Here is a 23391-nt window from a genome sequence, read left to right on the forward strand (position 1 = left end):
TTTTCCTTCTTTCTATTTTTCAATGGACGCTTTAAAGGCATCCTCAATGAGTTTGTCTAATTCCCCAGATTCCTTCAACTTTTGAATGGTTTTATCGATTGCCTCTTTTAATTCCTTGCTATCTTTTTTCATGGCGACCGCATAAGAATCATCTTGCTCTTTTTCAAAATTGAGGTCTGCGATTGCTAAATCAGGATTATTTTCCACAAATCCCTTGGCAACTGGTTCTTCAAAGATAACGGCATCCACTTGTCCTGATTTTAAATCTGTGATTAAATTCCCATTTTTAGGCAGAGATACGAGGGAAGAATTTTGTAGCAAATCTTTCGCCATCGTCTCTTGAATCGAACCTTTCTGCGCTCCAACCTTTTTCTGTGCCAAGTCGTTTACAGACTGATAAGTGGCTAAATCAGATTTTTTGACAATGAGCTTATTTTTTGCAGTATAGTAGGGAGTTGAAAAATCGAACACCTTGCTCCGTTCATCTGTCTTAGAAACACCTGATATGGCAAGATCAGCTTTTCCTGATTGAACACTAGCCAGTACATTGTCAAAACTCATGGGAGATAGTTCCAATTCGACACCTAGTTCTGTTGCGATAGCTTTGGCTAATTCGATATCTGAACCCACAATCTGATTTTTCCCATCAACCACTTTTTGGTATTCAAATGGAGCAAAATCTGGATTGAGGGCTACAACCAATTTCCCTTTGGACTTGATGGCTTCAATTCCAGCCGATTGATTGTTACTACAAGCAAATAGTAGGGGGAGCATCACTAAACCAAACATCGTCATCAACACCTTCTTCATCTTATTCATAACAAAGCCTCCTTTATGTTTATTCCTTTTGTTTGTATAAATAATACACCTATCTTCATCCCTTGTCAAGCCTAAATTGTAATTTTTTTCAATTTAAAACAGAAAAACCTAGGAAAATTACATAAAAATGTCATTCCTAGGCGTATTTATGCTATTTCTCTTTGGGAAATATGAGTATTCAGTCAGTCAAATGAAGCTGAACGAACTCATTTCCCCTCGCCCAATTCAATGATCCGATGACATTGTTGGGCTACATAAGCATCGTGGGTCACGATAATGACTGTTTTCCCTTCTCGATTCATCTCTAAGAGAAACTTCAAGACCAAATCTCTATTTTCAGGATCCAGCGAACCTGTCGGTTCATCGGCTAAAATCAGCTGGCTGGGTTTTAAGATGGCTCTAGCAACTGCAATTCGTTGTTGCTCCCCACCAGACAACTCGGAGACCTTTTGATGCAACGTAGCTGACAAACCTACTCTCTCTAAAATCTCTTCCACCTTTTTGAGCTTGTCTTTCTTAGACAATTTTACATATTTCAGCGCCAGCATAAGATTGTACTCGACCGTTTCATCATCAATCAGGGCAAAATTTTGAAACAGATAAGAGATATGTTCACGGATTATTGTTTGTGACTTGGCAGAATTAACCGCTAGATTTGTCTGACCAAAAATCTCATACCGTCCACTATATTCACCATCTATCAAACCTAATAAATTTAACAAGGTCGACTTACCACTACCACTCTTGCCAACAATGGCTACCAAATCCCCCTGATCAATCCTAAGAGACAAGTGATCCAAAATCACTTTTCCTCCAATGGTTTTGGTAATATTTTCCAACTCAATCATAAGATGCCCCCTTTCAATAATTCTACTAGACTTCTTTTCTCCATCCTAGAAGCCAAGACTAGCACAAATAGTATATCCAAACATGTAAAACCTGCAAAAAGTAGGAGTGGCAAGAGCGCATGGGAAAAGAAAATCAGGACTAGAAGAGGGAGACTATAGCCCAGCAAGAGCAGAACTAAGAGAGGACGGTAGCGATCGACCAGTTTCCACCCCATAAACTTCTTGGTAATGATATCCCTGCGCTTCAACAAGAAAGTAGTAACGAGTAAAAAGTAGGAGACAATCATACTGAGAAGAGCAAATAAGGCAAAAAGAACGTTAAAATTACGAACAGAATCCCGATAGGTATCAACTATCCCCTCTTGAATGGCTTGAATAGATGAAAATTTTAAATAATTTCCATCTGACAATTTCTCAACTAACTCTGTAATCTCTTTTTGATGTTGAACCGTATTTTCAATTTTAATCGGATTATTTAAGCCAGTTGTTGACAGGGAGGCTTTCTCATCCCACATCATATCAGAATCATTGACCAAGCTAATAATTGGATTGGAGAGATTTTCCTTTCGCTTATCACTATATGGGAAAAATGACCAATCTCCTTCATAGTAGGCAATTTCTACATCCATATCTTCTATCCTTTGCTTTTGCTGATCTTCATACCTCATCGAATGAAAGGCAATTAACTTCCCCAAGAGCTGATTTTTATCTTCTTCACCTTTCGTACTTGCTGGCATCAAAATAACTTTTTTAATACCGGTATCTGGTAGCTTGAATCCCTTGCTCTTTAGAAAATTGCGATTGGCATAGTAAACATCCACCGTATCTGTTAACTGATATTGCTGAATCTGTTCTGATTGGACAAAATTTTTTACAGGAAGACTGCTACTCTGCACATAGCCCGCCTGCGTTTTTTCTACCAAATCCTGATAAAATCGATAGAAATAATCTGTAGATTTCCCTGACCCTGCTAGCTCTTCTTGCCACAGATTATCATTGAGTTTGAAGGTTTCTAAGGTCAGGTAATTACCTTGACTTACCCACTGTTGCTGATAAGCAAGTTCTTTGTTTTCTTGTTCTAAACTTCTGCCCACCCCAATCAGTAAGACCGTCAGTAAAATAGTTGTCCCTATTTTCATCACATAATTGAAGATAAGACCAAGTTTGACAGATGAAAAACCTTTCAACATGGAACTGACTGTCATTTTCTGAATCATCAGGTAGGTCAGCCAACTGATGAACAAATACAACTGTAAAAGTAGAAATTGGGATAAGAGTAAACTTGGGAACAGAAGTTTTGGTCTGTAGTCCAGCACTAAAAATAGTCCCAAGTCAATGATAAGACTTCCACCCAAGAGAAGATAAAAATTAGTCTTTACAAAACCAGCTAAAATCACCCTGCTTTGAAAACCAAGTAACTTTTGAACCCCCACTCGTTTCATCTCCATCATCGGCTGATAAACTGTCATTAAAATCACAAGCAAGATTGCCAAGATAAAGATAATGATAGATAGTAACAACTCTTGATTTAGCACTCCAACCTGACTTCGGTAAGTGGGTTCTAATAAAATCGTCTTATCTATCTGGAAAAAATCACTCCACTTTTGTAGAATGGTATCGCGATCTATCTCTTTGCTGGAGGTAATCATGTAGCGCCCATTTACAGTATGGGATTTATCCTCAATATAAGATTGGAAGGTCTGGAGTCGAATGAGTTTCACCTTTAAAAAAGTGGGAATGGTTCCTAGATTATTGGGAAGATCCTGGTTGCTGTAGACCCCCTTCTCATTCTTTGAAAAATCAAGAGAAGTCAGACCGAACTCCTGATAGGGGAAGGTTTCCTTATTAAAAACACCAGCCTTGACGGCTTCATCGCCATTATCTACTTTGATAATAGAAACCTTGTCTTGATTTGCAACCTCTTCAAAAAATTGGAGAATCGTTTCTGTCGGTTTAGTGACATCTTTCAAGTACAAGTCAAATGAATAGGTTGTCTTGCCCATCTCCTGAATCCGCACTATTTCTCGTGTAACATTTACATTCAGGACAAAAAACGTAGTACACAGCAAGAGCAGGAGCATACAAAGATGACTGATTTTTTTCATAGAGATACCTCCCGTGAAGAGACGAAAGCGAGATAGGTGCAGGTACTTTTTATTTTTTACTAAATTTTAAATAGGTGTAAATAAATCCTGCACTTATAGCCAAAGTTGTCCACCATTTAAAATCAATATGCAAAAGTGAAAAGATTATAAAACTGATGATTAGCGAGGCTAAAATATAAACAATGATTAAAATTTTATTTTGCATAGGAATTGCCTTTCTGAATAGATTCTAGTGTTTACAGCTCATTTGTAAAGTTTACAATAAGCTGTTAGGGCAATTGTCTATCAGAATGTCCTTTTATCTGTCAATAATCCTAGAAAATCTTGTCTCTTTAAGTCTGAGAAATGTTTGGTAGAAAGACTTCCTTTTTGAAGTCCATCATCTCTAACCTGCAAATAATAGCTATGTTGGCTTGTTTTAATTGTCAAAAAATCGCCAAATACAAAAAATTTTTTCCAGTTACGAATCTCAAATTCTTTCATCTCTGATTTTGGAATGCGGATAAGTCCTTGCCGCAAATCACGATGATGCTCACTTGTGAAAGTCATCCCATTCCCAAGATTTCTTATCAGTAGTTCATCTGGAGTTACCATCACCAGCGCTATTTTAGTTAAGAAAATTTCAACTGTTGGTGGTAAAATCGCCAAATCAAACCAGGGATGTAGGTAGCGATAGGCTAAGAAATAATGAGGCTCCTCACCCAATCCTAGTTGTTTATATAAGGTCTTGACCTCACTATCTAACCTCGCTTCAAAAGACACATCCGAATGCTCTTCTTCCTTCCTCTGATTAAAATAACGCATCCAGACGAGGAAACCTATAAAGGCTATGATAAATATTCCTGATAAGATATATTTTAAATTGTAGTTCATCACTTAACCTCCTGATTCACTACTCCGCCTAAAGCAGAGGCCTATCTATTTTGAAAATAGTTCCATAACAACTTTAAATAAGACTTGTGTCATTGTATCAAGCTAGAATTCTTTCTTTTCTAGCTACATCATAGTACTACTTAAACTTATTTTAGTTTTCTCCCTTACTTTCTATATTACTATTATACAATATTTTTGCTAAGATTTTATTATTTGTTAACTTTTTTCATAAAAAGGAGTACATCATGCGTTATGATTTCGGGAAGGTCTATAATAAAGTTAGCCACCTACCATTACTAAAAGTTAGATATCTCAACTAATTTACCATTTTTCAATTCAAGAACAATATCAGATAATACTTCAATATCCTCTTTATTGTGAGATGTGACCAACATAGTAATATGATTCTTTCGAGCATAACTCTTAATTATTTTTCTAAGTTCTTCTACACCTTCATAGTCCATACTATTAAATGGTTCATCTAGGAGTAAAATCTTAGGATTTTCCATCAATGCTTGGGCAATCCCTAACCTTTGTAACATACCTAATGAATAATTTTTTACTTTTACATCTTTATCCTGATATAAACCTACCTTATTCAATACTTCCTCAATCTCTTTCTTAGTAATTTTATTTTTGATTGCAGCTAATTGCTCTAAATTCTCTAATGCAGTTAGACTAGGCAAAAATCCCGGATGTTCAATAAGTAACCCTACATCAAGTGGCATAGAACCATTTTCCCCAACAATTACACTCCCAACTGTAATCTTACCAGTAGTAGGTTTCATTAATCCTGAAAGCATTTTAAATAATACACTTTTACCGCATCCATTGGTTCCTACAATTCCATATATTTTACCTGATTCAAAAACATAACTAACATCATCTATAACATACTTTTTCCCAAATATTTTTGAAAGATGATCTACTTTTATACAATTCATACGTTTCAACTCCTTACTCATTTTGATACTGCTTACTTCCTTTAGGTAATGCAATATCTTTATTTTCAAATATTTTAAAATTTAATAGAAGCAACATTGCATCAACAAATACCAATATCCCACATCTACCAATGAAATTTATGCCGTAACCATACACTGAACCAGAAATGGAAAACAATGAAAATGCTCTCAGATGTTCTCCTAAAAAGCCCAATGTTGAACCCGCCATTATAATCAAAATGCCCGTATAGATAACAAATACTAACGATTGTGATATTCTAAACTGTGTTAAAAGTGCATGGAGCAGGGAAAAGAAATATAGCAATAATCCTTGTAAAATTATTATCTTTACTATCTCATAAATTACTATATTCGTTTCAAAATTTCCAAATAAATACGTTTCTGAAAATTTTTTTGTGGCTGTTGAAATGCCAATGCCAAAGTTAGAATCTCCTATTCCTACTATAGTGGAAAATATACAAATACTAACCACATAATAAATCACACTTTTCAAAATTTTAAAATGCTTATTTCTATAAAAATCATTTCTACTTGAATACCTACTTAGTACAAAAAATATATTTTGTTCAACTGGGCTTTGTAGCATCATTATGAAAGCTAATAAAAACGGAAATGTGAAATATCCAGTATAGGAATCATTAAACATGATAAGAATCAGCTCACCAAAATGAAAATTCCCAAATTTATATTTCAATACTATCAGCTGACTAAAATTTGCTAATATAGCAAAAGCAACTAATAAATATATAAAACCTATATAAAAATCTTCTTTATTTTTTAATTCTTTAAATTTCTTCATCAGTTTCTATATCCCTTTTAAATTTTTTATACGATATCCAATATGATATTACTACTATAAGGATTAAGTATACAAAAACAAATATTACGCTTATTCCTTTTACTCTTGAAACATCAAAAATTGCCATTGGTTCAATTTTAGTAAGACCTAAAAACATCGCAAACAATGATCCTATTGTCGTTAAAATAAATGGGGATAACCATGCAACAAATTTGCTCTTAATAAAATATGACATCGCCAATCCAACACTACTATATGCAACGCCAACAAAGGAACAATGTAAAATGATTATTACTACATAAAATAACGGAGATGTCCTCACTGCTGATTCATAAATAGAAACTTTTGTTATTGCATAATAAGCATCCATATTTATACTTCTATTAAAAAATAAAATTGACATTATCAAGAATAATAACATTCCAAAAATAAATGTTGTAAATGATATGAATCCATTGATTATAAAAATAGAATTAAAATACTGTTTATATCCCATCCTTGATACAATATATTTCATTGTTCCACTTTTTCTATTTTCGATATGCTGTGACGCAAAAGGAATTGTTGCAATAAGAGGTGCCAAAACTATTAACAACGACCTATCACCATTATAACCTTGTAAAAATGCCACAATATAATCGTGATTAAAAAAATACTCCATCCCCTCTTCAATAAATGCACTTACAGAAAATATCATAGAAGTTAAAATAATTAATATTGCTAAAAAGAATTGCTTATTTTTCATCCCTTTTAAAAACATACTGACCTTGTAATCCATACTTCTCTCCTATAAAACAAATGGGATGAGCGAACATGCTCACCCCCAAATATACAAACCTATATTCTAGCTCTTAATACTCATCAGGACTCCATGAACCTCTGGTTTGAACTTTAACATATGTTGCGAACCCTGTCCATCCACCCAATCTAAGATTAGATCCTTCTGCATCTGATGGACTATTATAATTCAAATAAATCCTATCTCCACTGCCTGCAGAATATGTATGTGTCATTTGAGCGTCACCTCTAAAAATAGCACAGTGCATTGTATAACCACCACCGATTGATGTATTATTATTTACTCCTCTTGATTGATTTGTTTTATATAATGAGTCAGTCACTGTACGACCTCCAAATCTCGGCATAATCATATCGTAGTCCGAAATTTCTCTAGCAGAGACAGCCATTGCACCAATCATTAACGTAGCACATATACTTGCAAATAACTTTGTTTTAGTATCTAGTTTTTTCATTATTACAATCCAATCCTTTCGCTCCACTTACGACACAATACAAAATGAAAAACATGTTGTATTGTGTTGTTTTCTTTAATTTGGGATATGATATACTTTCTGTGAAACCAAATATGATAAACTAAAAATCAAAATTATAATGAATTCAAATTTATAGAATAACTACCTTAAAACGAAATTAACATTCACAGAAAATCTTATGTAATCACTAAATAATCCATTGGACTCACCTTCCTTTCATTTTTACAACTAGCGCATTATATCGGCCATTTCCATGGGAAAACCGTAGCAATGCTGAATAAGAAAGCAAGAGCGAAAAACTTTTTTATTCATACTTTTTCCCTCCTCCCTGTATTTTGTATCTACAGTATACCTCTTCTTTACTCTATTTTAAAATTAGTTAACTTTTTTCACACAATATTTTAGTTTTCTTTTTTACTATTCCTGTTATTATGATACAATATTTTTAATAGGATTTTATTATTTGTTAACTTTTTTCACAAAAAGGAGAAAGCCCATGCGTTATGATTTCGGAAAAGTCTATAAAGAAATACGTGAGTCAAAAGGATTGACCCAAGAAGAGGTCTGTGGGGAGGTTCTCTCAAGAACCAGCTTATCAAAGATTGAAAGTGGTAAAGTAACTCCCAAATATGAAAATATGGAGTTTCTTCTCCGGCAAATCAATATGAGTTTTGAAGAGTTTGACTATATCTGCCACCTCTATCAACCGAGCCAACGAACAGAAATCATGCAAACCTATCTCAATATGAGCTCAACCCTAGGGACTAGTGAACTCGAAAAACTATTTCAAAAATGCCAAGACTATCTCAAAACCCACCACGACCTGCCCATAGAAGAAATCAGAGATATGTTGGAAATTGTCATTCATATCCGTCAACATGGTACAGAGCAACTGTCAGACCAAGTGAAACAGACTGTCACAAAACTTTGGGAAAAAATTGAAAAACAAGATACATGGTATGAAAATGATCTAAAAATCCTCAATACCATCCTTTTCAGCTTTCCCATTGATCACCTCCATCTCATTACTGGAAAAATCCTGCAACGCTTGGAAGTCTATAAAAACTACCAACATTTATATGACTTACGAATGGCAATCCTACTCAATCTGTCCACCATTTACTTATACCATCAAGACAAAAACATGTGTCAACAAATCTGCTATACTTTACTAGAGGATGCCAAGAAAAAGAAGCACTACGATAGGCTTGCTATCTGCTATGTCCGTATCGGGATTTGTAGGGATGACGCTAGACTTATCCAAAAAGGGTTCTCCCTTCTGGAGCTGACCGAGGAAACTTCTATGCTGTCTCATCTCAAAAAAGAAGTGGAGAACTATTATCAACCGAAAGAAATATAAAAAGTCGAGGGATTTCCTCGACTTTTTCATATTATTCTGTTCGTTATTTCTTAATACCAGCCGTTGTTAAGCCAGAAGTTTTTAGCGGCTGTCCATGAACCGTAACGTCCTGCAACGTAGGCATCTGCTACACGTTCTTGGTTTTCAGCTGAGTAGTCACCATTCAAGTATGAATCTGTCAATTGGTAACGTCCGATGTAACGGCCATTTGTAGCTGTGTAGCTACCACCTGATTCTTTTTGAGCGATCCATTCTTTAGCTTCTGCTTCAGATCCGTTTACAGTTGAAGCAACAGTTTCTTCTGCTACTGTTTCGCTTACTACTGGAGCTTCTTCTGCTACTTCTGTAGTTTCTGTCACTGTAGCTGAAACAGCCTCGTCTTGGGCTGCTGGAGCTTCATAAGTCGTTGAAGCTGGTGCTACTGGCGCTGCTGGACCGTCGATAACCAACTCTTGACCAACATAAATCATATGGATGTTGTCAATGTGGTTGTTTTCTGCTAATTTCTCAACAGTTGTGTTGTGAGTTTCAGCAATTTCTGAAAGTGTATCACCTTCTTTAACAGTGTAAGTTGATGATTCTTGAGCAGATACAAATGATGGAGCAAATACTGCAAACAAGGCAGCTACTCCTGCAAGAGTTGTTTTAATCTTTTTAGTTGTTGATTTCATATTTGAAAATTCTCCTTCTTTCTATACTTCTATCATACCCTTTAAATATTACCGTTTCTTGACACTTTTATGTAGAAATATTACAAAATTATTTTTTATTTCCCTAAATAAAGTGTTTTTTGTCATAAAAGATACTATTTTTATGCTATTTGAGGTATTAGAAAGGTTTTCATCCACAATTAAAGTCAAGACCTTTATTCTTTGATATAATGGAGATAAGAATTTTTATAAGGGGAAACTGATGAAATCACTTCGTTTTCAATCTGTCTTTGATATCATCGGACCAGTTATGATTGGCCCATCTAGTAGTCATACCGCTGGTGCTGTTCGTATTGGGAAGATTGTCTCTTCCATTTTTGATGATACTCCGACAGAAGTCGAATTCCAACTTTTTAACTCATTTGCCAAGACCTATCGTGGTCACGGGACAGACCTAGCCCTTGTTGCAGGTATTTTGGGCATGGATACAGATGATCCTGAAATCCCAAATAGTCTGGAGATTGCCCACAAACGTGGTATCAAGATTGTCTGGACCATTCAGAAAGACAGTAATGCTCCTCATCCAAACACCACTAAAATTACCGTCAAAAATGCTCACAAGACCATCAGCGTGACTGGTATTTCTATCGGGGGAGGGAATATTCAGGTCACCGAACTCAATGGCTTTGCCGTCTCTCTCAATATGAATACACCGACTATCATCATTGTTCATCAAGATATTCCAGGTATGATTGCCCTCGTAACAGAGGCTCTTTCACGCTATGGTATCAATATCGCCCAGATGAATGTTACTCGTGAAAAAGCTGGTGAAAAAGCCATTATGATTATCGAAGTTGACAGTCGTAACTGTGATGAGGCTATCGAAGAAATTCGAAAAATCCCTCATCTCCACAATGTCAATTTCTTTAAATAGGAGGAAGTATGTTTTATTCTATTAAAGAATTGGTCGAGCAGGCAGAACTAGACTTTCAAGGAAATATCGCAGAACTCATGATTACAACAGAGTTTGAATTGACCGGTCGCGAACGTGAAGAAGTCTTCCTTCTCATGGAACGCAATCTGGAAGTTATGAAAGCCTCTGTCCAACTTGGCCTCAATGAAAATAAATCTCGTAGTGGCCTGACAGGTGGAGATGCTGCCAAATTGGATCACTACATCAAAAACGGAAAAACTCTGTCAGATTACACAATTCTCTCTGCTGCCCGAAATGCCATCGCAGTCAATGAACACAATGCTAAAATGGGCTTGGTCTGCGCTACTCCGACCGCTGGAAGTGCCGGCTGTCTCCCTTCCGTTCTCACTGCTGCGATTGAAAAATTAGACCTCAGCCACGAGCAACAGCTGGATTTCCTCTTTGCTGCGGGTGCCTTTGGATTAGTCATCGCCAACAATGCCTCTATCTCAGGTGCTGAAGGTGGTTGTCAGGCCGAGGTTGGTTCGGCCTCTGCTATGAGTGCTGCAGCCTTGACTCTAGCTGCCGGTGGAACACCTTATCAGGCCAGTCAGGCCATTGCCTTTGTCATTAAAAATATGCTAGGCCTCATCTGTGACCCTGTTGCCGGCTTGGTCGAAGTTCCCTGTGTCAAACGCAATGCCATGGGAGCTAGCTTTGCCTTCATCGCAGCAGACATGGCCTTGGCAGGGATCGAATCTAAAATTCCTGTAGATGAAGTTATCGATGCCATGTACCAAGTAGGAGCAAGCATGCCAACTGCCTTTCGTGAAACGGCTGAAGGTGGACTCGCTGCCACCCCTACTGGTCGTCGCCTCCAAAAAGAAATTTTCGGAGAATAAGCTTATCAAATAGGAGAAACCATGACCTCTATCTCAGCTATCTTTTTCGATCTGGACGGAACCCTCGTTGATAGTTCTATCGGGATTCACAATGCTTTTACCCATACCTTTAAGGAGCTGGGGGGGCCTAGCCCTGATGCCAAAACTATTCGTGGTTTTATGGGGCCGCCTCTTGAAAGTAGTTTTGCGACCTGCCTGCCTAAAGAACAAATTTCTGAGGCTGTGCAGATATACCGATCTTACTACAAGGAAAAAGGCATCTATGAAGCTCAACTCTTTCCTCAGATTGTAGAATTACTTCAAGAACTATCCAAGAATTACTCTCTTTATATCACCACGACAAAAAATACTCCAACTGCTCAAGATATGACTAAAAACTTGGGAATCCATCATTTCTTTGATGGCATTTATGGTTCCAGCCCTGAAGCACCCCATAAGGCAGATGTCATTCGCCAAGCCTTGCAGACACATCAACTAGCACCGGAACAAGCCATCATCATCGGAGATACCAAGTTTGATATGCTTGGAGCTCAAGAAACAGGTATTCAGAAATTAGCCGTCACTTGGGGATTTGGAGAGCAAGCAGATTTGCTCAACTATCAGCCTGATTATATCGCCCACAAACCCATAGAAGTTTTGGGGTATTTTCAATAACATAGACAGGGCGACAACCCCATTTCAGAAGAAAATGAAGTAAATCTATACATAACAAAACGCATATTATCAAGACCACTTTTAAAGTCCTGATAATATGCGTTTTGCTTTTTTTTATTCAACGTGGGTTGTTTGATTAGCAAAGGCGATAATGGCTTGCTTCAACTCATCTCCACTGAGAGTACGGAACTCTTCAATTTTTTGGTCGATTGCTTCTAGAGGCATGACATTGACCTTACCAACGAAAATCTTATCCATAACTTGGTTATCAACAAGTTCGGTTGATACCAAGAGTTCTTCGTAGAGTTTTTCACCTGGACGGATTCCAACTTCAACAATTGGAATTTCGCTTTCGGTATGTCCACTTAGAAGGACCATTTTTTTGGCCAAGTCATAAATCTTGACTGGTTTGCCCATATCAAGGATAAAGACTTCCCCATCCTTGGCATAAGCACCAGCATGGATAACCAGACGGCTAGCTTCTGGAATAGTCATAAAGTAACGGGTCATGCGGAAGTCTGTGACCGTCACAGGACCACCTTCAGCAATCTGACGTTCAAAGACTGGAATAACACTACCACGGCTACCAAGAACATTCCCAAAACGAACTGCACAGTAGGTTGATTGGCTACGTTGGTTAAAGCCTGTGACAATCAACTCAGCCACGCGCTTGGTTGCTCCCATAACATTTGGTGGATTAACCGCCTTATCTGTCGAAATCATAACCATCTTAGGTACTTTGGCTTCATCAACAGCCTTAGCAACATTGTAAGTTCCACGAATATTGTTTTTGAAGGCTTCTTTTGGATTGCGCTCCATCATAGGAACATGCTTGTGGGCTGCCGCATGATAAACAATAGCTGGTTTGTACTGCTCAAAAACTTGCAAGAGACGGTCATAGTCTTGAATGTCCGCAATCACAGGTACATAATCAATCCCTTGGAACTTACGAATCAATTCATGATAAACAAGGTAGATTGAATTTTCCCCATGACCGAGCAAGACGATGCGTTCAGGATTGAAACGACTAACTTGGCGACAGATTTCAGAACCGATTGAGCCACCAGCCCCTGTAACCAAGATTGTTTTTCCAGTAAGTTCTACGCCCAGACGCGATTCGTCAAGACGAATTTCCTGACGGCCCAAAAGGTCTGTGATATCAATTTTTTGGAAGCCAGTAGCTGCTTGGTGAAGGCCTTGAACAACAGTTTCAACTTTAGGCATCTTGTAACATTTGACACCCAGCTTATTACACATCTGCAGGATACGCTCATATTCTGATGGATCAAGCGACGGAATCGCAACAATGACACGCTCGATTTGATGGCGTTTAGCTAATTCAGGCAATTCATCATATGAACCCAAAACAGGAATCCCACCAAGTTTTTGTCCCTTTTTCTTCGCATCCTTATCCAAAATACCAACAAGTTCCAAATCACTGGTTGGATGTTGGTAACTATCCATAAAGAGGGCCCCACCATCACCAGCACCAATCAAGAAGGTTCGACGGTGTTCTCCATCGCCACTTCCTTTTTTGCGTCTAGAGTAGATTAACTGCCAAGTAATCCGTGGCAATAAAATCAAGAAGGTACTCAACAAGATAAAGAGAATGATGAAACGGATTGAAAAGAGTGGCAAGAAGGCATAGCAGATACTATATGACAAGACGCTGCTCGCAGTCACACCAAAAAAGATTTTCATAAAGTCCGTAATCTTGCTGTAACGACTAATACTAGCATTCAAGCCCCAAAATCCAATCATCAATTGATAGAACAGGAAGGCCAAACTCGTATAGATAATGTAGTCAACAGGTGCTGGATTAATCAAGCCGTAGAATAAAATATAAGATACAATGATGGAAACCACCATACTGAAAATATCAAATATTCCCCAGAAAACCTGCTTTTGTTGTTTATTTAAAATTTCCACCAGATCAATCACATAATCTGTTAGTTTTTTATTCATGTCAATCTACTCCTCCTTAAAAGAGCTGGATATTTATATTGTTATTATAACACTTTTTATCCAGTTTACGATTTACTACAATCTTTTAATTGCTTTTTCGTAACAGTTTCATAAAAATAAACTGTCTGACAAATCCTGGACAAAGAGCAACAACCATCTGAATGGCAACACTCTTGGCATACTCCATGTAAGAAATTTGCCCTCTCTTCAGCATGCGCTGACGAGCTTGACGATAGAGTTTGAGGTAACGCAGTCCCCCACGACGCTCAAACATCCCTGCTCCGACACGAACCTGACACAAGATTTGATCCAGATTTCCAGTCTTGGCTCCTGCAGCAATCATATTAAGCCAGAGGAGGTCATCTTCCATATAAAGCCCATCTTCATAATTGCCTGCCTTGAGAACCATTTCCTTCTTGAACATGACAGTCATGTGGTTAAAGGCACTTCTCATCCTTTGATAAGCCACAATATCTGCATGTTGAGTCGGAACACGACGGTAAGAAACAATCTCATCAGGATTATCAATAAACTCTGCAATATGTCCACCTAATAGGTCGAGCTTGTCCTTCTCCATTAACTGAACCTGTTTCTCAAAACGATCTGGAACAGCTATATCATCCGTATCCATACGAGCGATAATATCATACTGACACTGCAAAACACCCTGTCGAAGAGCCAGACCCAAACCTTGATTCTGCTCAAGAGGATAGCGTTTCACTGGAATATCAGACTCAGCTTCAAGCTGGTCTAATACCTGATAGAGCTCAGGAGTCAAAGGCCCATCTTCAACCAGAACCAATTCGCTCGGTTTCAGGGTCTGATTTTGAACACTCTCAATAGCATCCTTTAAAAATGTCGGATTTTCCTTGATATAGACCGACATCAATACGCTGATTTTTTGCTTTTCAGACACAGTTTTTCTCCAATGTATAGATTTCCTTCCACTATTTTATCATAATTTTCAAGACTTTCCCATTTTTATCTTGAAAGCCAGAAACCTTACTTGACATTATAGGGAAAAAACCTTAAAATAAGCTGTTATTAAAATCAGTTAGAAGAGGTATTATATGAAAAAGCAATCACTCTTTTTTGTTCCAGGTATTATCCTGATTGGTGTTTCCTTGCGGACTCCTTTTACTGTTTTACCCATTATTTTGGGAGATATTTCGCAAGGGCTGGGAGTAGAAGTTAGTTCGCTTGGTGTCCTAACTAGTCTTCCTCTCCTCATGTTTACCCTCTTCTCGCTCTTTTCTACCCGACTGGCTCAGAAAATCGGCTTAGAGCATCTCTTTACCTACAGCCTCTTCTTCTTGACTATCGGTTCTCTCATTCGACTAATCAATCTGCCCCTGCTCTATCTAGGAACCTTGATGGTTGGGGCAAGTATCGCAGTCATCAATGTTCTGCTTCCTAGTCTTATCCAAGCCAATCAACCAAAGAAGATTGGTTTTCTGACCACCTTATATGTAACCTCTATGGGGATTGCAACGGCTCTAGCCTCCTATCTGGCTGTGCCTATTACACAAGCCAGTTCTTGGAAAGGACTTATCATCCTCCTCACCCTGCTCTGTCTAGCAACTTTTTTGGTCTGGCTGCCTAATCACCGCTATAATCACAGACTGGCTCCACAAACAAAACAAAAAAGCAAAGCAAAGGTCATGCATAATAAACAGGTCTGGGCAGTGATTGTCTTTGCAGGTTTTCAATCCTTGCTCTTTTACACAGCTATGACCTGGCTACCTACCATGGCCATCCATGCAGGCCTATCTAGTCACGAAGCTGGCTTGCTGACTTCTATCTTCTCTCTGATTAGCATTCCTTTTTCAATGACTATCCCAAGCCTGACAACCAGCTTGTCTACTCGCAACCGTCAGCTCATGCTCACTCTGGTTTCACTAGCTGGTGTGGTCGGTATTTCCATGCTCTTTTTCCCAATCGGTAATTTCTTTTACTGGCTTGCCATCCATCTCCTCATCGGAACCGCAACCAGCGCCCTCTTCCCTTATCTCATGGTCAACTTTTCACTCAAGACAAGCGCCCCTGAAAAGACTGCCCAATTGTCTGGCTTATCTCAAACAGGAGGCTATATCCTAGCAGCCTTTGGGCCAACCCTCTTTGGTTACAGTTTTGACCTTTTCCACTCTTGGGTGCCAGCTGTAGCTGCCCTCTTACTCGTCGATATCCTGATGACTGTGGCCCTCTTTACAGTGGACAGAGCTGATAAAATCCTTTAAACTTCTAGTTTTTCCTAGAAGTTTTTTATATATAAAAATTTTACACATTTCTCTTGACAGGGCTTTCTTTTAGATGTACAATGTATGTGTAGAAAAATTATATATAAAAATCTTACACATTAGAAAAGGAGGTTTCCCATGTACTTTCCAACATCCTCTGCCTTGATTGAATTTCTCATCTTGGCCGTACTGGAAAAAGGGGATTCTTATGGTTATGAGATTAGCCAAACCATTAAGCTCATCGCCAATATCAAAGAATCCACACTCTATCCCATTCTCAAAAAATTGGAAGGCAATAGCTTTCTGACAACCTATTCTAGAGAGTTCCAAGGTCGCATGCGCAAATACTACTCCTTGACAAATGGTGGTATAGAACAGCTCTTGACCCTAAAAGATGAATGGACACTCTATACAGACACCATCAATGGCATCATAGAAGGGAGTATCCGCCATGACAAGAACTGAATACCTGACTCAGCTAGAACTTTATCTCAAAAAACTGCCTCAGGCTGACCAAATTGAAGCCATGGACTATTTCAGAGAACTCTTTGACGATGCTGGAGTCGAAGGAGAAGAAGAACTCATCGCTAGCTTGGGAACTCCTAAAGAAGCGGCCCACGAAGTTCTCTCCAATCTTCTCGATAAAAAAATCAATGAAGCACCCGCTCAAAAAAATAACCGACAAATTTTGCATATCGCCTTGTTAGCTCTCCTTGCAGCCCCTATCGGTATTCCTCTGGGAATCGCCATCCTCGTGTCCCTGTTCGCAATCCTTGTGGCAGCCTTGACTGTCATCTTGGCTTTCTTTGCGGTTTCCATACTTGGTATCATCGGCGGATTCCTATTTTTAGTTGAAAGTTTCACTGTCCTAGCCCAAGCTAAATCAGCCTTTATCTTGATTTTCGGCTCTGGTTTACTAGCCATCGGTGCTTCTTCACTAGTCTTACTAGGTATTTCCTATGTAGCCCGCTTCTTCGGCCTACTCATTGTTCGCCTGGTACAATTTGTTCTCAAAAAAGGAAAAAGAGGTGACCAGCATGCGTAAATTGACAAAAGGATTTCTCATTTTTGGTGTGGTGACTACCATTATCGGCTTTATCCTGCTCTTTGTAGGGATCCAATCTGACGGGATTAAGAGTCTGCTTGCCATGTCCAAGGAGCCTGTCTATGATAGTCGGATGGAAGAGTTGACCTTTGGCAAGGAAGTCGAAAACCTAGAGATTACTCTCCATCAACACGCACTGACCATCACAGACTCTTTCGATGATCAAATCCACATTTCTTACCATCCATCTCTTTCTGCTCACCATGATCTTATCACAAATCAGAACGATAAAACGCTGAGCCTCACTGATAAGAAACTGTCTGAAAGTCCATTTCTCTCTTCTGGAATTGGCGGGATTCTCCATATCGCAAGCAGCTACTCTCGTCGTTTTGAAGAAGTTATTCTCCAATTACCAAAAGGGAGAACTCTAAAAGGAATCAACATCTCAGCAAATCACGGTCAAACCAGTATCACCAATGCCAGCCTTGAAAATGCGACCCTCAATACCAATAATGCCTATCTCCTCCGAATTGAAGGAAGCCGTATCAAAAACAGCAAATTCAAAACACCAAATATCATCAATATCTTTGATACAGACCTTACAGATAGTCAGCTAGAGTCAACGGAACATCACTTCCACGCTGAAAATATCCAAGTCCATGGTAGGGTTGAACTGACTGCCAAATATTATCTCAGAATCATCCTAGACCAGAAAGAGAGCCAACGAATTAACTGGGACATCTCAAGCAACTATGGTTCTATCCACCAATTCACAAGAGAAAAGCCTAAATCAAGAGGCACGGAATTAAGCAACCCTTACAAAACTGAAAAAACCGATGTCAAGGATCAACTCATTGCTAGATCTGATGATGATATTGAACTAATATCCACACCAAGCAGACGTTGACAAAAACGCTTACATCTGCTACTATGGAAACATATTTATCTAACTAAAAGGAGGTTCTACCATGAAACAAGAATGGTTTGAAAGTAATGATTTTGTAAAAACAACAAGCAAGAACAAACCTGAAGAGCAAGCCCAAGATGTTGCAGACAAGGCTGAAGAAACGATAGCCGATCTCGATACACCAATTGAAAAAAATACTCAAGTAGAGGAGGAAGTCTCTCAAGCTAAAGTCGAACTGGAAAGCCAGCAAGAAGAGAAAATTGAAGCTCCTGAAGACAGTGAAGCGAGAACAGAAATAGAAGAAAAGAAAGCATTAGATTCTACTGAAGAAGAGCAAGATCTTTCTGGGGAAACAGAAAAAGTCACTATAGCTGAAGAGAGTCAAGAAGCACTTCCTCAGCAAAAAACAACCACGAAAGAGCCCCTTCTTATCAGTCAATCCTTAGAAAGTCCTTATATCCCTGACCAAGCTCCAAAATCGACGGATAAATGGAAAGAGCAAGTACTTGATTTTTGGTCTTGGCTAGTAGAGGCTCTCAAATCTCCTACAAGCAAGCTTGAAACAAGTAGCACACACAGCTACACAGCCTTCCTCTTGCTCATTCTGTTTTCTGCATCTTCCTTTTTCTTTAGTATCTACCACATCAAACATGCTTACTATGGACATATAGCAACTATGCATAATCACTTCCCTGAACAATTTGCTTCATTGAATCTCTTTTCGATTATCTCTATCCTAGTAGCAACAACACTCTTCTTCTTTTCATTCCTCTTGGGTAGTTTCGTCGTGAGACGATTTATCTACCAAGAAAAGGACTGGACGCTAGAAAAGGTTCTCCAACAATATAGTCAACTCTTAGCAATTCCAATCTTCCTCACTGCTATTGCTAGTTTCTTTGCCTTCTTTGACAGCCTACGATTTACAGCCCTCTTGTGTGTGATTAGCGTTGGAATCATTCTACTTGCTAGCCTCCATATCATTACAAGACCAAGTCAAGCAAGTGAAACCGACTCCTTCTATCAGTTATTCTTGTCTGTCCTTGTGAACGGAGTCATTATCCTCCTCTTCTTTGTAGCTGAAGTCGCACTGATTGGAGATTATCTTCGTATCTTGGCCCTTCTTTAAACTTCATACTCTTCGAAAATCTCTTCAAACCACGTCAGCTTCGCCTTACCGTAGATATATGTTCCTGACTTTGTCAGTCTTATCTACAACCTCAAAACAGTGTTTTGAGCAGCCTGCGGCTAGCTTCCTAGTTTGCTCTTTGATTTTCATTGAGTAGCAATCCTGTCTTTCATGGCAGGATTTTTCTATGCCAAAAAAGCAAGTCAATTGACCTGCTTCTGCTTTACTCTTCTTGTGTTAATGTTTTAAAATCTTTGTCTAAGATGGGTTGCACTTCTAATTGATTGGCATCTAGTTGGTGGTAAGATGCTGATGGTAGTGACTCTAGGAATTTTGCATAGTCCAAGCGGGCAATGGCTTCATAGTTTTCTGGTTTAGAGCCATCTCCTGTGATTTGAACCAAGTCAATCTCCCACTTGACTTCCTTATCCACCAATTGCTCCATATAGGCTACAGGAACAAATGGCTCTCTCGGTAAAACAGTCTTGACTCCTTGAGCTAGATGGTAAACGCCATGCACTTTTCCTTCTCCATCCTGATAGAAGGAAACTCTCGCAAAGTAGGCATCGGTCTCTTGAACTGCACGCACACGCGCTTCAAACTGTGCCAAACCATCTTCCCCTAAAAAGCTTTTCAAATCCTCATGACTAAAGAAAACAGGATTAAAAATTCCTTGGCAAATCGTAAAGCGCGCTCCAGTGTCTGCCAAATGGGCTTGAATACTTGCTTGAAAATAAGCTTCAAAATCAAAACCATCTAGCCCTTCAATCTCAGTTCCTGTATAAGCAAGCAGAGCATCTAAAAATGACTTGATAATCTGCCAGTCTGTCTTCGTGAGTAGGTCAGGAAGATCGACACGATATGCCTTTTGATCATCAGCATAACTGACCTTAAAAAGAAATTGCGATTTCCCCACTATCGCACATTCGATATACTCGAGACGGTTAAGAGGCTGACGGAGATAGACAGCATCATAACTATGCGACTCCAAACCGTCTAGCAAGGCCAAGATCGACTTGGCAGTCAAAATCTCCTGTTCTCCTAAAATGCTCTGTTTATTTGGAATAAAAAATGTTTTCGCCATAACTGGGCTCCTTTGAAATCGTTTACATATAGTATACCTTATTTTTCTGAAAGATACAAAAACAAACTTTATACTCTTCGAAAATCAAATTCAAACCGCGTCAGCTTCGCCTTGCCGTACTCAAGTACAGCCTGCGGCTAGCTTCCTAGTTTGCTCTTTGATTTTCATTGAGTATTAGATTTTTGAGTACAAAGCATAGAAAAACAGCCCCTGAGGACTGTTTGATCTTATACAGTAGCTGCTTGATCCAAGCTTTCACCGATAGCGGCTAGGCGCTCAATCACTTCAGCTTGTGTCAATTCATGTTCTGAAACATAGCGGTTACGTGGGTGAACACGGCACTCGTGTGAGCATCCACGAAGGTACTTGTCTTCATTTTCTTCTGATGTCAAGATACGACGGTTACAGAAGGGATTTCCACAGTTGACATAACGTTCACATGGTGTTCCATCAAACCAGTCTTTCCCTACGATGGTTGGGTTGACATGGTTGACATCAACGGCGATACGCTCGTCAAAGACGTACATTTTTCCATCCCAAAGCTCACCTTGAACTTCTGGGTCTTTACCGTAAGTTGCGATTCCTCCGTGCAATTGGCCAACATCTTTGTAACCTTCACGGACCATCCAACCTGAGAATTTTTCACAGCGAACGCCACCTGTACAGTAAACCACGACACGCTTGTCCATGAATTTTTCCTTGTTATCACGGACCCACTGTGGCAACTCACGGAAGTTGCGGATGTCTGGGCGGATAGCCCCACGGAAATGTCCTAGGTCGTACTCATAATCGTTACGTGTGTCAAGGACAACGGTATCTTTATCAAGAAGCGCTTCTTTGAACTCTTTTGGAGACAAGTAAGCACCTGTTGTTTCAAGTGGGTTGATGTCATTGTCAAAGTCGTTGTCTTCCAAACCAAGGTGGACAATTTCTTTCTTGTAGCGAACAAACATCTTCTTGAAGGCTTGTTCATTTTCTTCGTCAATCTTGAACCAGAGGTCTTCCATACCTGGGAGGCTGTGAACGTAGTCCATGTATTTTTGAGTTGTTTCATAATCACCTGAAACTGTTCCGTTAATTCCCTCGTCAGCGACTAGGATACGGCCTTTAAGGCCGATCGATTTACAGAAATCCAAGTGGTCTGCAGCAAATTGCTCTGCATTTTCAATTGGAGTATAAAGGTAGTAAAGTAAGACACGAATATCTTTTGCCATAAGATTTGTTCTCTTTTCTATTCTTAAATTTTCTAAATTTTTTATTTATCCATACCAGTATACCTGCTTGAGAAAACGAATGCAATTTATTTGACTGGAAATTGCTATATTTCAATTTAGAAAAAAATTTCTTGTACACTACACTTAGTATCAATCATATTTTAAAAAATCCTTGGATTTTCCAAGGATTCATTTTTAAACTTTTTTAGCTTTAGCCATATAGAACAGTTGGAGTAAAATACCAAGGATAGCCATGCCGATAACGATAAAGAAGGCCATTGTATAATCTCCTTGGTTTGCCTGTGCAAGACGTGCTCCTAACTGAGGACCAGCAATAGCAGCTACGCCATAAGCAGTAAACATCCATCCATAGTTTGTCCCTACGTATGTAACTCCCCAGTTTTCAGCAGTAATTCCTGGGAATGAACCGAGGAAGCCTCCAAATGACAAGGCAACCATCATAATTCCAAGGATGGCCAAGATGCTTCCAGGACCTTTGAATAAGGCTGTGAGCAACAAACCAGTAGCAACCGCTCCAAACATGGCAATAACGGTAGGATAGCGACCAATCTTATCAGATACCGTACCCCAGAAGATACGACCAAATGTATTAGCGATAGATACCAGCATAACAAAGAGTGTAGCTTCTCCTACAAGTTTATACTGGTCAGAAATTGATGCTGCAGTACCGATAATCATCATTCCACCAGTAGCACCAAGAACGTAAATCAACCATAGAAGCCAGTAATTTCCATCACGAAGCATTTCTTTGTAAGTTTTACCTTCTGGTTGAGCTGTTCCAGATGCCGGCGCTGCTGCAGGAGCTTTCTCCATTACCAATGAAGAAGTACAAATAACAATTAGAAGAATGATACCTAATACTTTGAATGTTGAGTAAACACCCATAGAAGCAATCAAAGCTTTGGCAACTGGACCGATAATGAGTGGGCCTAACCCGAAACCTGCTGCTGTCAAACCACCAGCTAAACCTTTTTTATCTGGGAACCACTTAGTGGCAACTGAAGTAGATGCTCCATAAGCTGAACCAATACCAAGTCCTAGGACAACCCCATAAGTGAGGTACAGGACTGGAAGAGAAGTAGCAAATCCAGTAGCAAACATACCAGCACCGAAGAGAATACCACCTAGGAATACAAATTTCTTAGGTCCTGCTGAATCAACCTTAGGACCGAAAATAATCATACCAACAGGTACCATTGCAAAAGAAATACTAAAGGCCAAAGAAGTTTGGGCTTGAACCCATCCTTGACTAGAATTGGTTTCTAGCAGCGCCTTTTGAAAGACTGACCAGGCGTAACCAGCACCTAGAGATAGATTCGTTAAAATGGCTGCTGCCAAAATTAACCATCGATTGGGTGTTTTTTTCATTTGAATAACCTCATGTAAAATTTCTTGTTCCTAAAAAGAATAAAGAACAACTTTTATCATTTTTTCACCTACCTCGTTTAAATTGATCATTGTATAAATTTTTAAGTATATAGAACTATGTAAATGATATACATCTATATACGACTGCTTAAAAATTTGTATCTATAGATCTCTTAAATCAGAACAAGATGAATTTTCACAATGTTAAGCGCTTTCATTGTACTCTTATTATAAGCTACTTTATTCTAAAAATCTACTTAAT

Annotated in this window: 23 protein-coding genes; 9 read left to right on the forward strand and 14 right to left on the reverse strand. The window is 38.8% G+C overall.

The features are described from left to right. Nucleotides 1–12: 12 nt before the first annotated feature. From AC6I9F_RS09440 to AC6I9F_RS09475, 8 genes are all read right to left on the reverse strand, one after another. Nucleotides 13–819 (reverse strand): ABC transporter substrate-binding protein, encoded by an 807-nt coding sequence (locus AC6I9F_RS09440; RefSeq protein ID WP_498021908.1) that lies wholly within the window; start codon nucleotides 817–819, stop codon nucleotides 13–15. 206 nt (nucleotides 820–1025) lie between these two features. Then, a complete protein-coding gene (locus tag AC6I9F_RS09445; RefSeq protein ID WP_371502719.1) occupies nucleotides 1026–1667 on the reverse strand; it encodes an ABC transporter ATP-binding protein in 642 nt (213 codons plus the stop codon). Continuing rightward, nucleotides 1664–3772 carry a bacteriocin-associated integral membrane family protein gene (locus AC6I9F_RS09450; RefSeq protein WP_498021910.1) on the reverse strand — a complete coding sequence of 703 codons (2109 nt, stop codon included), beginning with the start codon at nucleotides 3770–3772 and terminating at the stop codon, nucleotides 1664–1666. Before AC6I9F_RS09450 ends, AC6I9F_RS09445 begins: the two co-directional genes overlap by 4 nt. A gap of 285 nt (nucleotides 3773–4057) precedes the next feature. Then, on the reverse strand, nucleotides 4058–4645 hold the full coding sequence (locus AC6I9F_RS09455) for a hypothetical protein (protein ID WP_498021912.1): 588 nt from the start codon (nucleotides 4643–4645) through the stop codon (nucleotides 4058–4060). 296 nt (nucleotides 4646–4941) lie between these two features. Next, nucleotides 4942–5589, reverse strand: a complete 648-nt coding sequence (locus tag AC6I9F_RS09460) for an ATP-binding cassette domain-containing protein (protein WP_498021914.1) — start codon at nucleotides 5587–5589, stop codon at nucleotides 4942–4944. 13 nt (nucleotides 5590–5602) lie between these two features. Then, the gene (locus AC6I9F_RS09465) at nucleotides 5603–6409 is read right to left on the reverse strand and encodes a hypothetical protein (protein WP_261446783.1); all 807 of its coding nucleotides are present in this window, start codon (nucleotides 6407–6409) and stop codon (nucleotides 5603–5605) included. After that, nucleotides 6396–7187 (reverse strand): hypothetical protein, encoded by a 792-nt coding sequence (locus AC6I9F_RS09470; protein ID WP_049531981.1) that lies wholly within the window; start codon nucleotides 7185–7187, stop codon nucleotides 6396–6398. Before AC6I9F_RS09470 ends, AC6I9F_RS09465 begins: the two co-directional genes overlap by 14 nt. Nucleotides 7188–7260: 73 nt before the next feature. Further along, entirely contained in the window at nucleotides 7261–7662 is a 402-nt protein-coding gene (locus AC6I9F_RS09475) for a hypothetical protein (protein WP_498021916.1), read from the reverse strand. Nucleotides 7663–8179: 517 nt separating this feature from the next. Here AC6I9F_RS09475 and AC6I9F_RS09480 point away from each other — a divergent pair. Then, a complete protein-coding gene (locus AC6I9F_RS09480; protein WP_498021918.1) occupies nucleotides 8180–9043 on the forward strand; it encodes a helix-turn-helix domain-containing protein in 864 nt (287 codons plus the stop codon). A gap of 50 nt (nucleotides 9044–9093) precedes the next feature. Here the strand turns inward: AC6I9F_RS09480 and apf are convergent, their stop codons facing one another. Further along, complete coding sequence (apf, locus tag AC6I9F_RS09485; protein ID WP_265471708.1) at nucleotides 9094–9714, reverse strand: aggregation-promoting factor; 621 nt, start codon at nucleotides 9712–9714, stop codon at nucleotides 9094–9096. Nucleotides 9715–9955: 241 nt separating this feature from the next. On the opposite strand from apf, the gene sdaAB reads away from it, so the two are divergent. The 3 genes from sdaAB to AC6I9F_RS09500 are packed head-to-tail and all read left to right on the forward strand — an operon-like array spanning nucleotide 9956 to nucleotide 12162. Further along, nucleotides 9956–10627: an L-serine ammonia-lyase, iron-sulfur-dependent subunit beta gene (sdaAB, locus tag AC6I9F_RS09490; RefSeq protein ID WP_000838912.1), complete on the forward strand. Its 672-nt coding sequence runs from the start codon at nucleotides 9956–9958 to the stop codon at nucleotides 10625–10627. Between the two features lie 8 nt (nucleotides 10628–10635). Next, nucleotides 10636–11508, forward strand: a complete 873-nt coding sequence (sdaAA, locus tag AC6I9F_RS09495; protein ID WP_498021931.1) for an L-serine ammonia-lyase, iron-sulfur-dependent, subunit alpha — start codon at nucleotides 10636–10638, stop codon at nucleotides 11506–11508. A 21-nt stretch (nucleotides 11509–11529) separates the two neighbouring features. After that, nucleotides 11530–12162, forward strand: a complete 633-nt coding sequence (locus AC6I9F_RS09500) for an HAD family hydrolase (RefSeq protein WP_498021933.1) — start codon at nucleotides 11530–11532, stop codon at nucleotides 12160–12162. Between the two features lie 114 nt (nucleotides 12163–12276). Here the strand turns inward: AC6I9F_RS09500 and AC6I9F_RS09505 are convergent, their stop codons facing one another. Further along, nucleotides 12277–14127 (reverse strand): polysaccharide biosynthesis protein, encoded by a 1851-nt coding sequence (locus tag AC6I9F_RS09505; protein WP_498021935.1) that lies wholly within the window; start codon nucleotides 14125–14127, stop codon nucleotides 12277–12279. Nucleotides 14128–14212: 85 nt separating this feature from the next. Continuing rightward, nucleotides 14213–15043: a glycosyltransferase gene (locus tag AC6I9F_RS09510; RefSeq protein WP_498021936.1), complete on the reverse strand. Its 831-nt coding sequence runs from the start codon at nucleotides 15041–15043 to the stop codon at nucleotides 14213–14215. Between the two features lie 154 nt (nucleotides 15044–15197). Between AC6I9F_RS09510 and AC6I9F_RS09515 the strand changes: the two genes are divergently transcribed. From AC6I9F_RS09515 to AC6I9F_RS09535, 5 genes are all read left to right on the forward strand, one after another. Beyond that, nucleotides 15198–16364 carry a CynX/NimT family MFS transporter gene (locus AC6I9F_RS09515; RefSeq protein ID WP_125454325.1) on the forward strand — a complete coding sequence of 389 codons (1167 nt, stop codon included), beginning with the start codon at nucleotides 15198–15200 and terminating at the stop codon, nucleotides 16362–16364. A 138-nt stretch (nucleotides 16365–16502) separates the two neighbouring features. After that, the gene (locus AC6I9F_RS09520; protein WP_000273855.1) at nucleotides 16503–16829 is read left to right on the forward strand and encodes a PadR family transcriptional regulator; all 327 of its coding nucleotides are present in this window, start codon (nucleotides 16503–16505) and stop codon (nucleotides 16827–16829) included. After that, complete coding sequence (locus AC6I9F_RS09525) at nucleotides 16816–17409, forward strand: DUF1700 domain-containing protein (RefSeq protein ID WP_000198700.1); 594 nt, start codon at nucleotides 16816–16818, stop codon at nucleotides 17407–17409. The genes AC6I9F_RS09520 and AC6I9F_RS09525 overlap by 14 nt, the downstream gene beginning before the upstream one ends. Continuing rightward, nucleotides 17402–18316: a DUF4097 domain-containing protein gene (locus tag AC6I9F_RS09530; RefSeq protein WP_498021938.1), complete on the forward strand. Its 915-nt coding sequence runs from the start codon at nucleotides 17402–17404 to the stop codon at nucleotides 18314–18316. The genes AC6I9F_RS09525 and AC6I9F_RS09530 overlap by 8 nt, the downstream gene beginning before the upstream one ends. A 61-nt stretch (nucleotides 18317–18377) precedes the next feature. After that, nucleotides 18378–19442: a DUF6574 domain-containing protein gene (locus tag AC6I9F_RS09535; RefSeq protein WP_498021940.1), complete on the forward strand. Its 1065-nt coding sequence runs from the start codon at nucleotides 18378–18380 to the stop codon at nucleotides 19440–19442. Nucleotides 19443–19665: 223 nt separating this feature from the next. Here the strand turns inward: AC6I9F_RS09535 and AC6I9F_RS09540 are convergent, their stop codons facing one another. The 3 genes from AC6I9F_RS09540 to AC6I9F_RS09550 form a co-directional block, all read right to left on the reverse strand. Beyond that, a complete protein-coding gene (locus AC6I9F_RS09540; protein WP_173228647.1) occupies nucleotides 19666–20526 on the reverse strand; it encodes a DUF4299 family protein in 861 nt (286 codons plus the stop codon). Between the two features lie 227 nt (nucleotides 20527–20753). Continuing rightward, entirely contained in the window at nucleotides 20754–21740 is a 987-nt protein-coding gene (trhO, locus tag AC6I9F_RS09545) for an oxygen-dependent tRNA uridine(34) hydroxylase TrhO (RefSeq protein WP_173220065.1), read from the reverse strand. Between the two features lie 195 nt (nucleotides 21741–21935). Further along, nucleotides 21936–23129 carry an L-lactate MFS transporter gene (locus AC6I9F_RS09550; protein WP_166730974.1) on the reverse strand — a complete coding sequence of 398 codons (1194 nt, stop codon included), beginning with the start codon at nucleotides 23127–23129 and terminating at the stop codon, nucleotides 21936–21938. Nucleotides 23130–23391 lie beyond the last annotated feature (262 nt).

The organism is Streptococcus nakanonensis (genome assembly GCF_059738785.1).

Bases quoted from the DNA above. Each gene is read 5' to 3' on its own strand.
- AC6I9F_RS09525 (WP_000198700.1), top strand. From the start codon at position 16,816: ATGACAAGAACTGAATACCTGACTCAGCTAGAACTTTATCTCAAAAAA.
- AC6I9F_RS09450 (WP_498021910.1), bottom strand. From the start codon at position 3,772: ATGAAAAAAATCAGTCATCTTTGTATGCTCCTGCTCTTGCTGTGTACT.
- AC6I9F_RS09465 (WP_261446783.1), bottom strand. From the start codon at position 6,409: ATGAAGAAATTTAAAGAATTAAAAAATAAAGAAGATTTTTATATAGGT.
- AC6I9F_RS09445 (WP_371502719.1), bottom strand. From the start codon at position 1,667: ATGATTGAGTTGGAAAATATTACCAAAACCATTGGAGGAAAAGTGATT.
- AC6I9F_RS09440 (WP_498021908.1), bottom strand. From the start codon at position 819: ATGAATAAGATGAAGAAGGTGTTGATGACGATGTTTGGTTTAGTGATG.
- sdaAA (WP_498021931.1), top strand. From the start codon at position 10,636: ATGTTTTATTCTATTAAAGAATTGGTCGAGCAGGCAGAACTAGACTTT.
- AC6I9F_RS09530 (WP_498021938.1), top strand. From the start codon at position 17,402: ATGCGTAAATTGACAAAAGGATTTCTCATTTTTGGTGTGGTGACTACC.
- AC6I9F_RS09475 (WP_498021916.1), bottom strand. From the start codon at position 7,662: ATGAAAAAACTAGATACTAAAACAAAGTTATTTGCAAGTATATGTGCT.
- AC6I9F_RS09470 (WP_049531981.1), bottom strand. From the start codon at position 7,187: ATGGATTACAAGGTCAGTATGTTTTTAAAAGGGATGAAAAATAAGCAA.
- apf (WP_265471708.1), bottom strand. From the start codon at position 9,714: ATGAAATCAACAACTAAAAAGATTAAAACAACTCTTGCAGGAGTAGCT.
- AC6I9F_RS09460 (WP_498021914.1), bottom strand. From the start codon at position 5,589: ATGAATTGTATAAAAGTAGATCATCTTTCAAAAATATTTGGGAAAAAG.
- AC6I9F_RS09540 (WP_173228647.1), bottom strand. From the start codon at position 20,526: ATGGCGAAAACATTTTTTATTCCAAATAAACAGAGCATTTTAGGAGAA.
- sdaAB (WP_000838912.1), top strand. From the start codon at position 9,956: ATGAAATCACTTCGTTTTCAATCTGTCTTTGATATCATCGGACCAGTT.
- AC6I9F_RS09515 (WP_125454325.1), top strand. From the start codon at position 15,198: ATGAAAAAGCAATCACTCTTTTTTGTTCCAGGTATTATCCTGATTGGT.
- trhO (WP_173220065.1), bottom strand. From the start codon at position 21,740: ATGGCAAAAGATATTCGTGTCTTACTTTACTACCTTTATACTCCAATT.
- AC6I9F_RS09505 (WP_498021935.1), bottom strand. From the start codon at position 14,127: ATGAATAAAAAACTAACAGATTATGTGATTGATCTGGTGGAAATTTTA.
- AC6I9F_RS09520 (WP_000273855.1), top strand. From the start codon at position 16,503: ATGTACTTTCCAACATCCTCTGCCTTGATTGAATTTCTCATCTTGGCC.
- AC6I9F_RS09535 (WP_498021940.1), top strand. From the start codon at position 18,378: ATGAAACAAGAATGGTTTGAAAGTAATGATTTTGTAAAAACAACAAGC.
- AC6I9F_RS09550 (WP_166730974.1), bottom strand. From the start codon at position 23,129: ATGAAAAAAACACCCAATCGATGGTTAATTTTGGCAGCAGCCATTTTA.
- AC6I9F_RS09455 (WP_498021912.1), bottom strand. From the start codon at position 4,645: ATGAACTACAATTTAAAATATATCTTATCAGGAATATTTATCATAGCC.
- AC6I9F_RS09500 (WP_498021933.1), top strand. From the start codon at position 11,530: ATGACCTCTATCTCAGCTATCTTTTTCGATCTGGACGGAACCCTCGTT.
- AC6I9F_RS09480 (WP_498021918.1), top strand. From the start codon at position 8,180: ATGCGTTATGATTTCGGAAAAGTCTATAAAGAAATACGTGAGTCAAAA.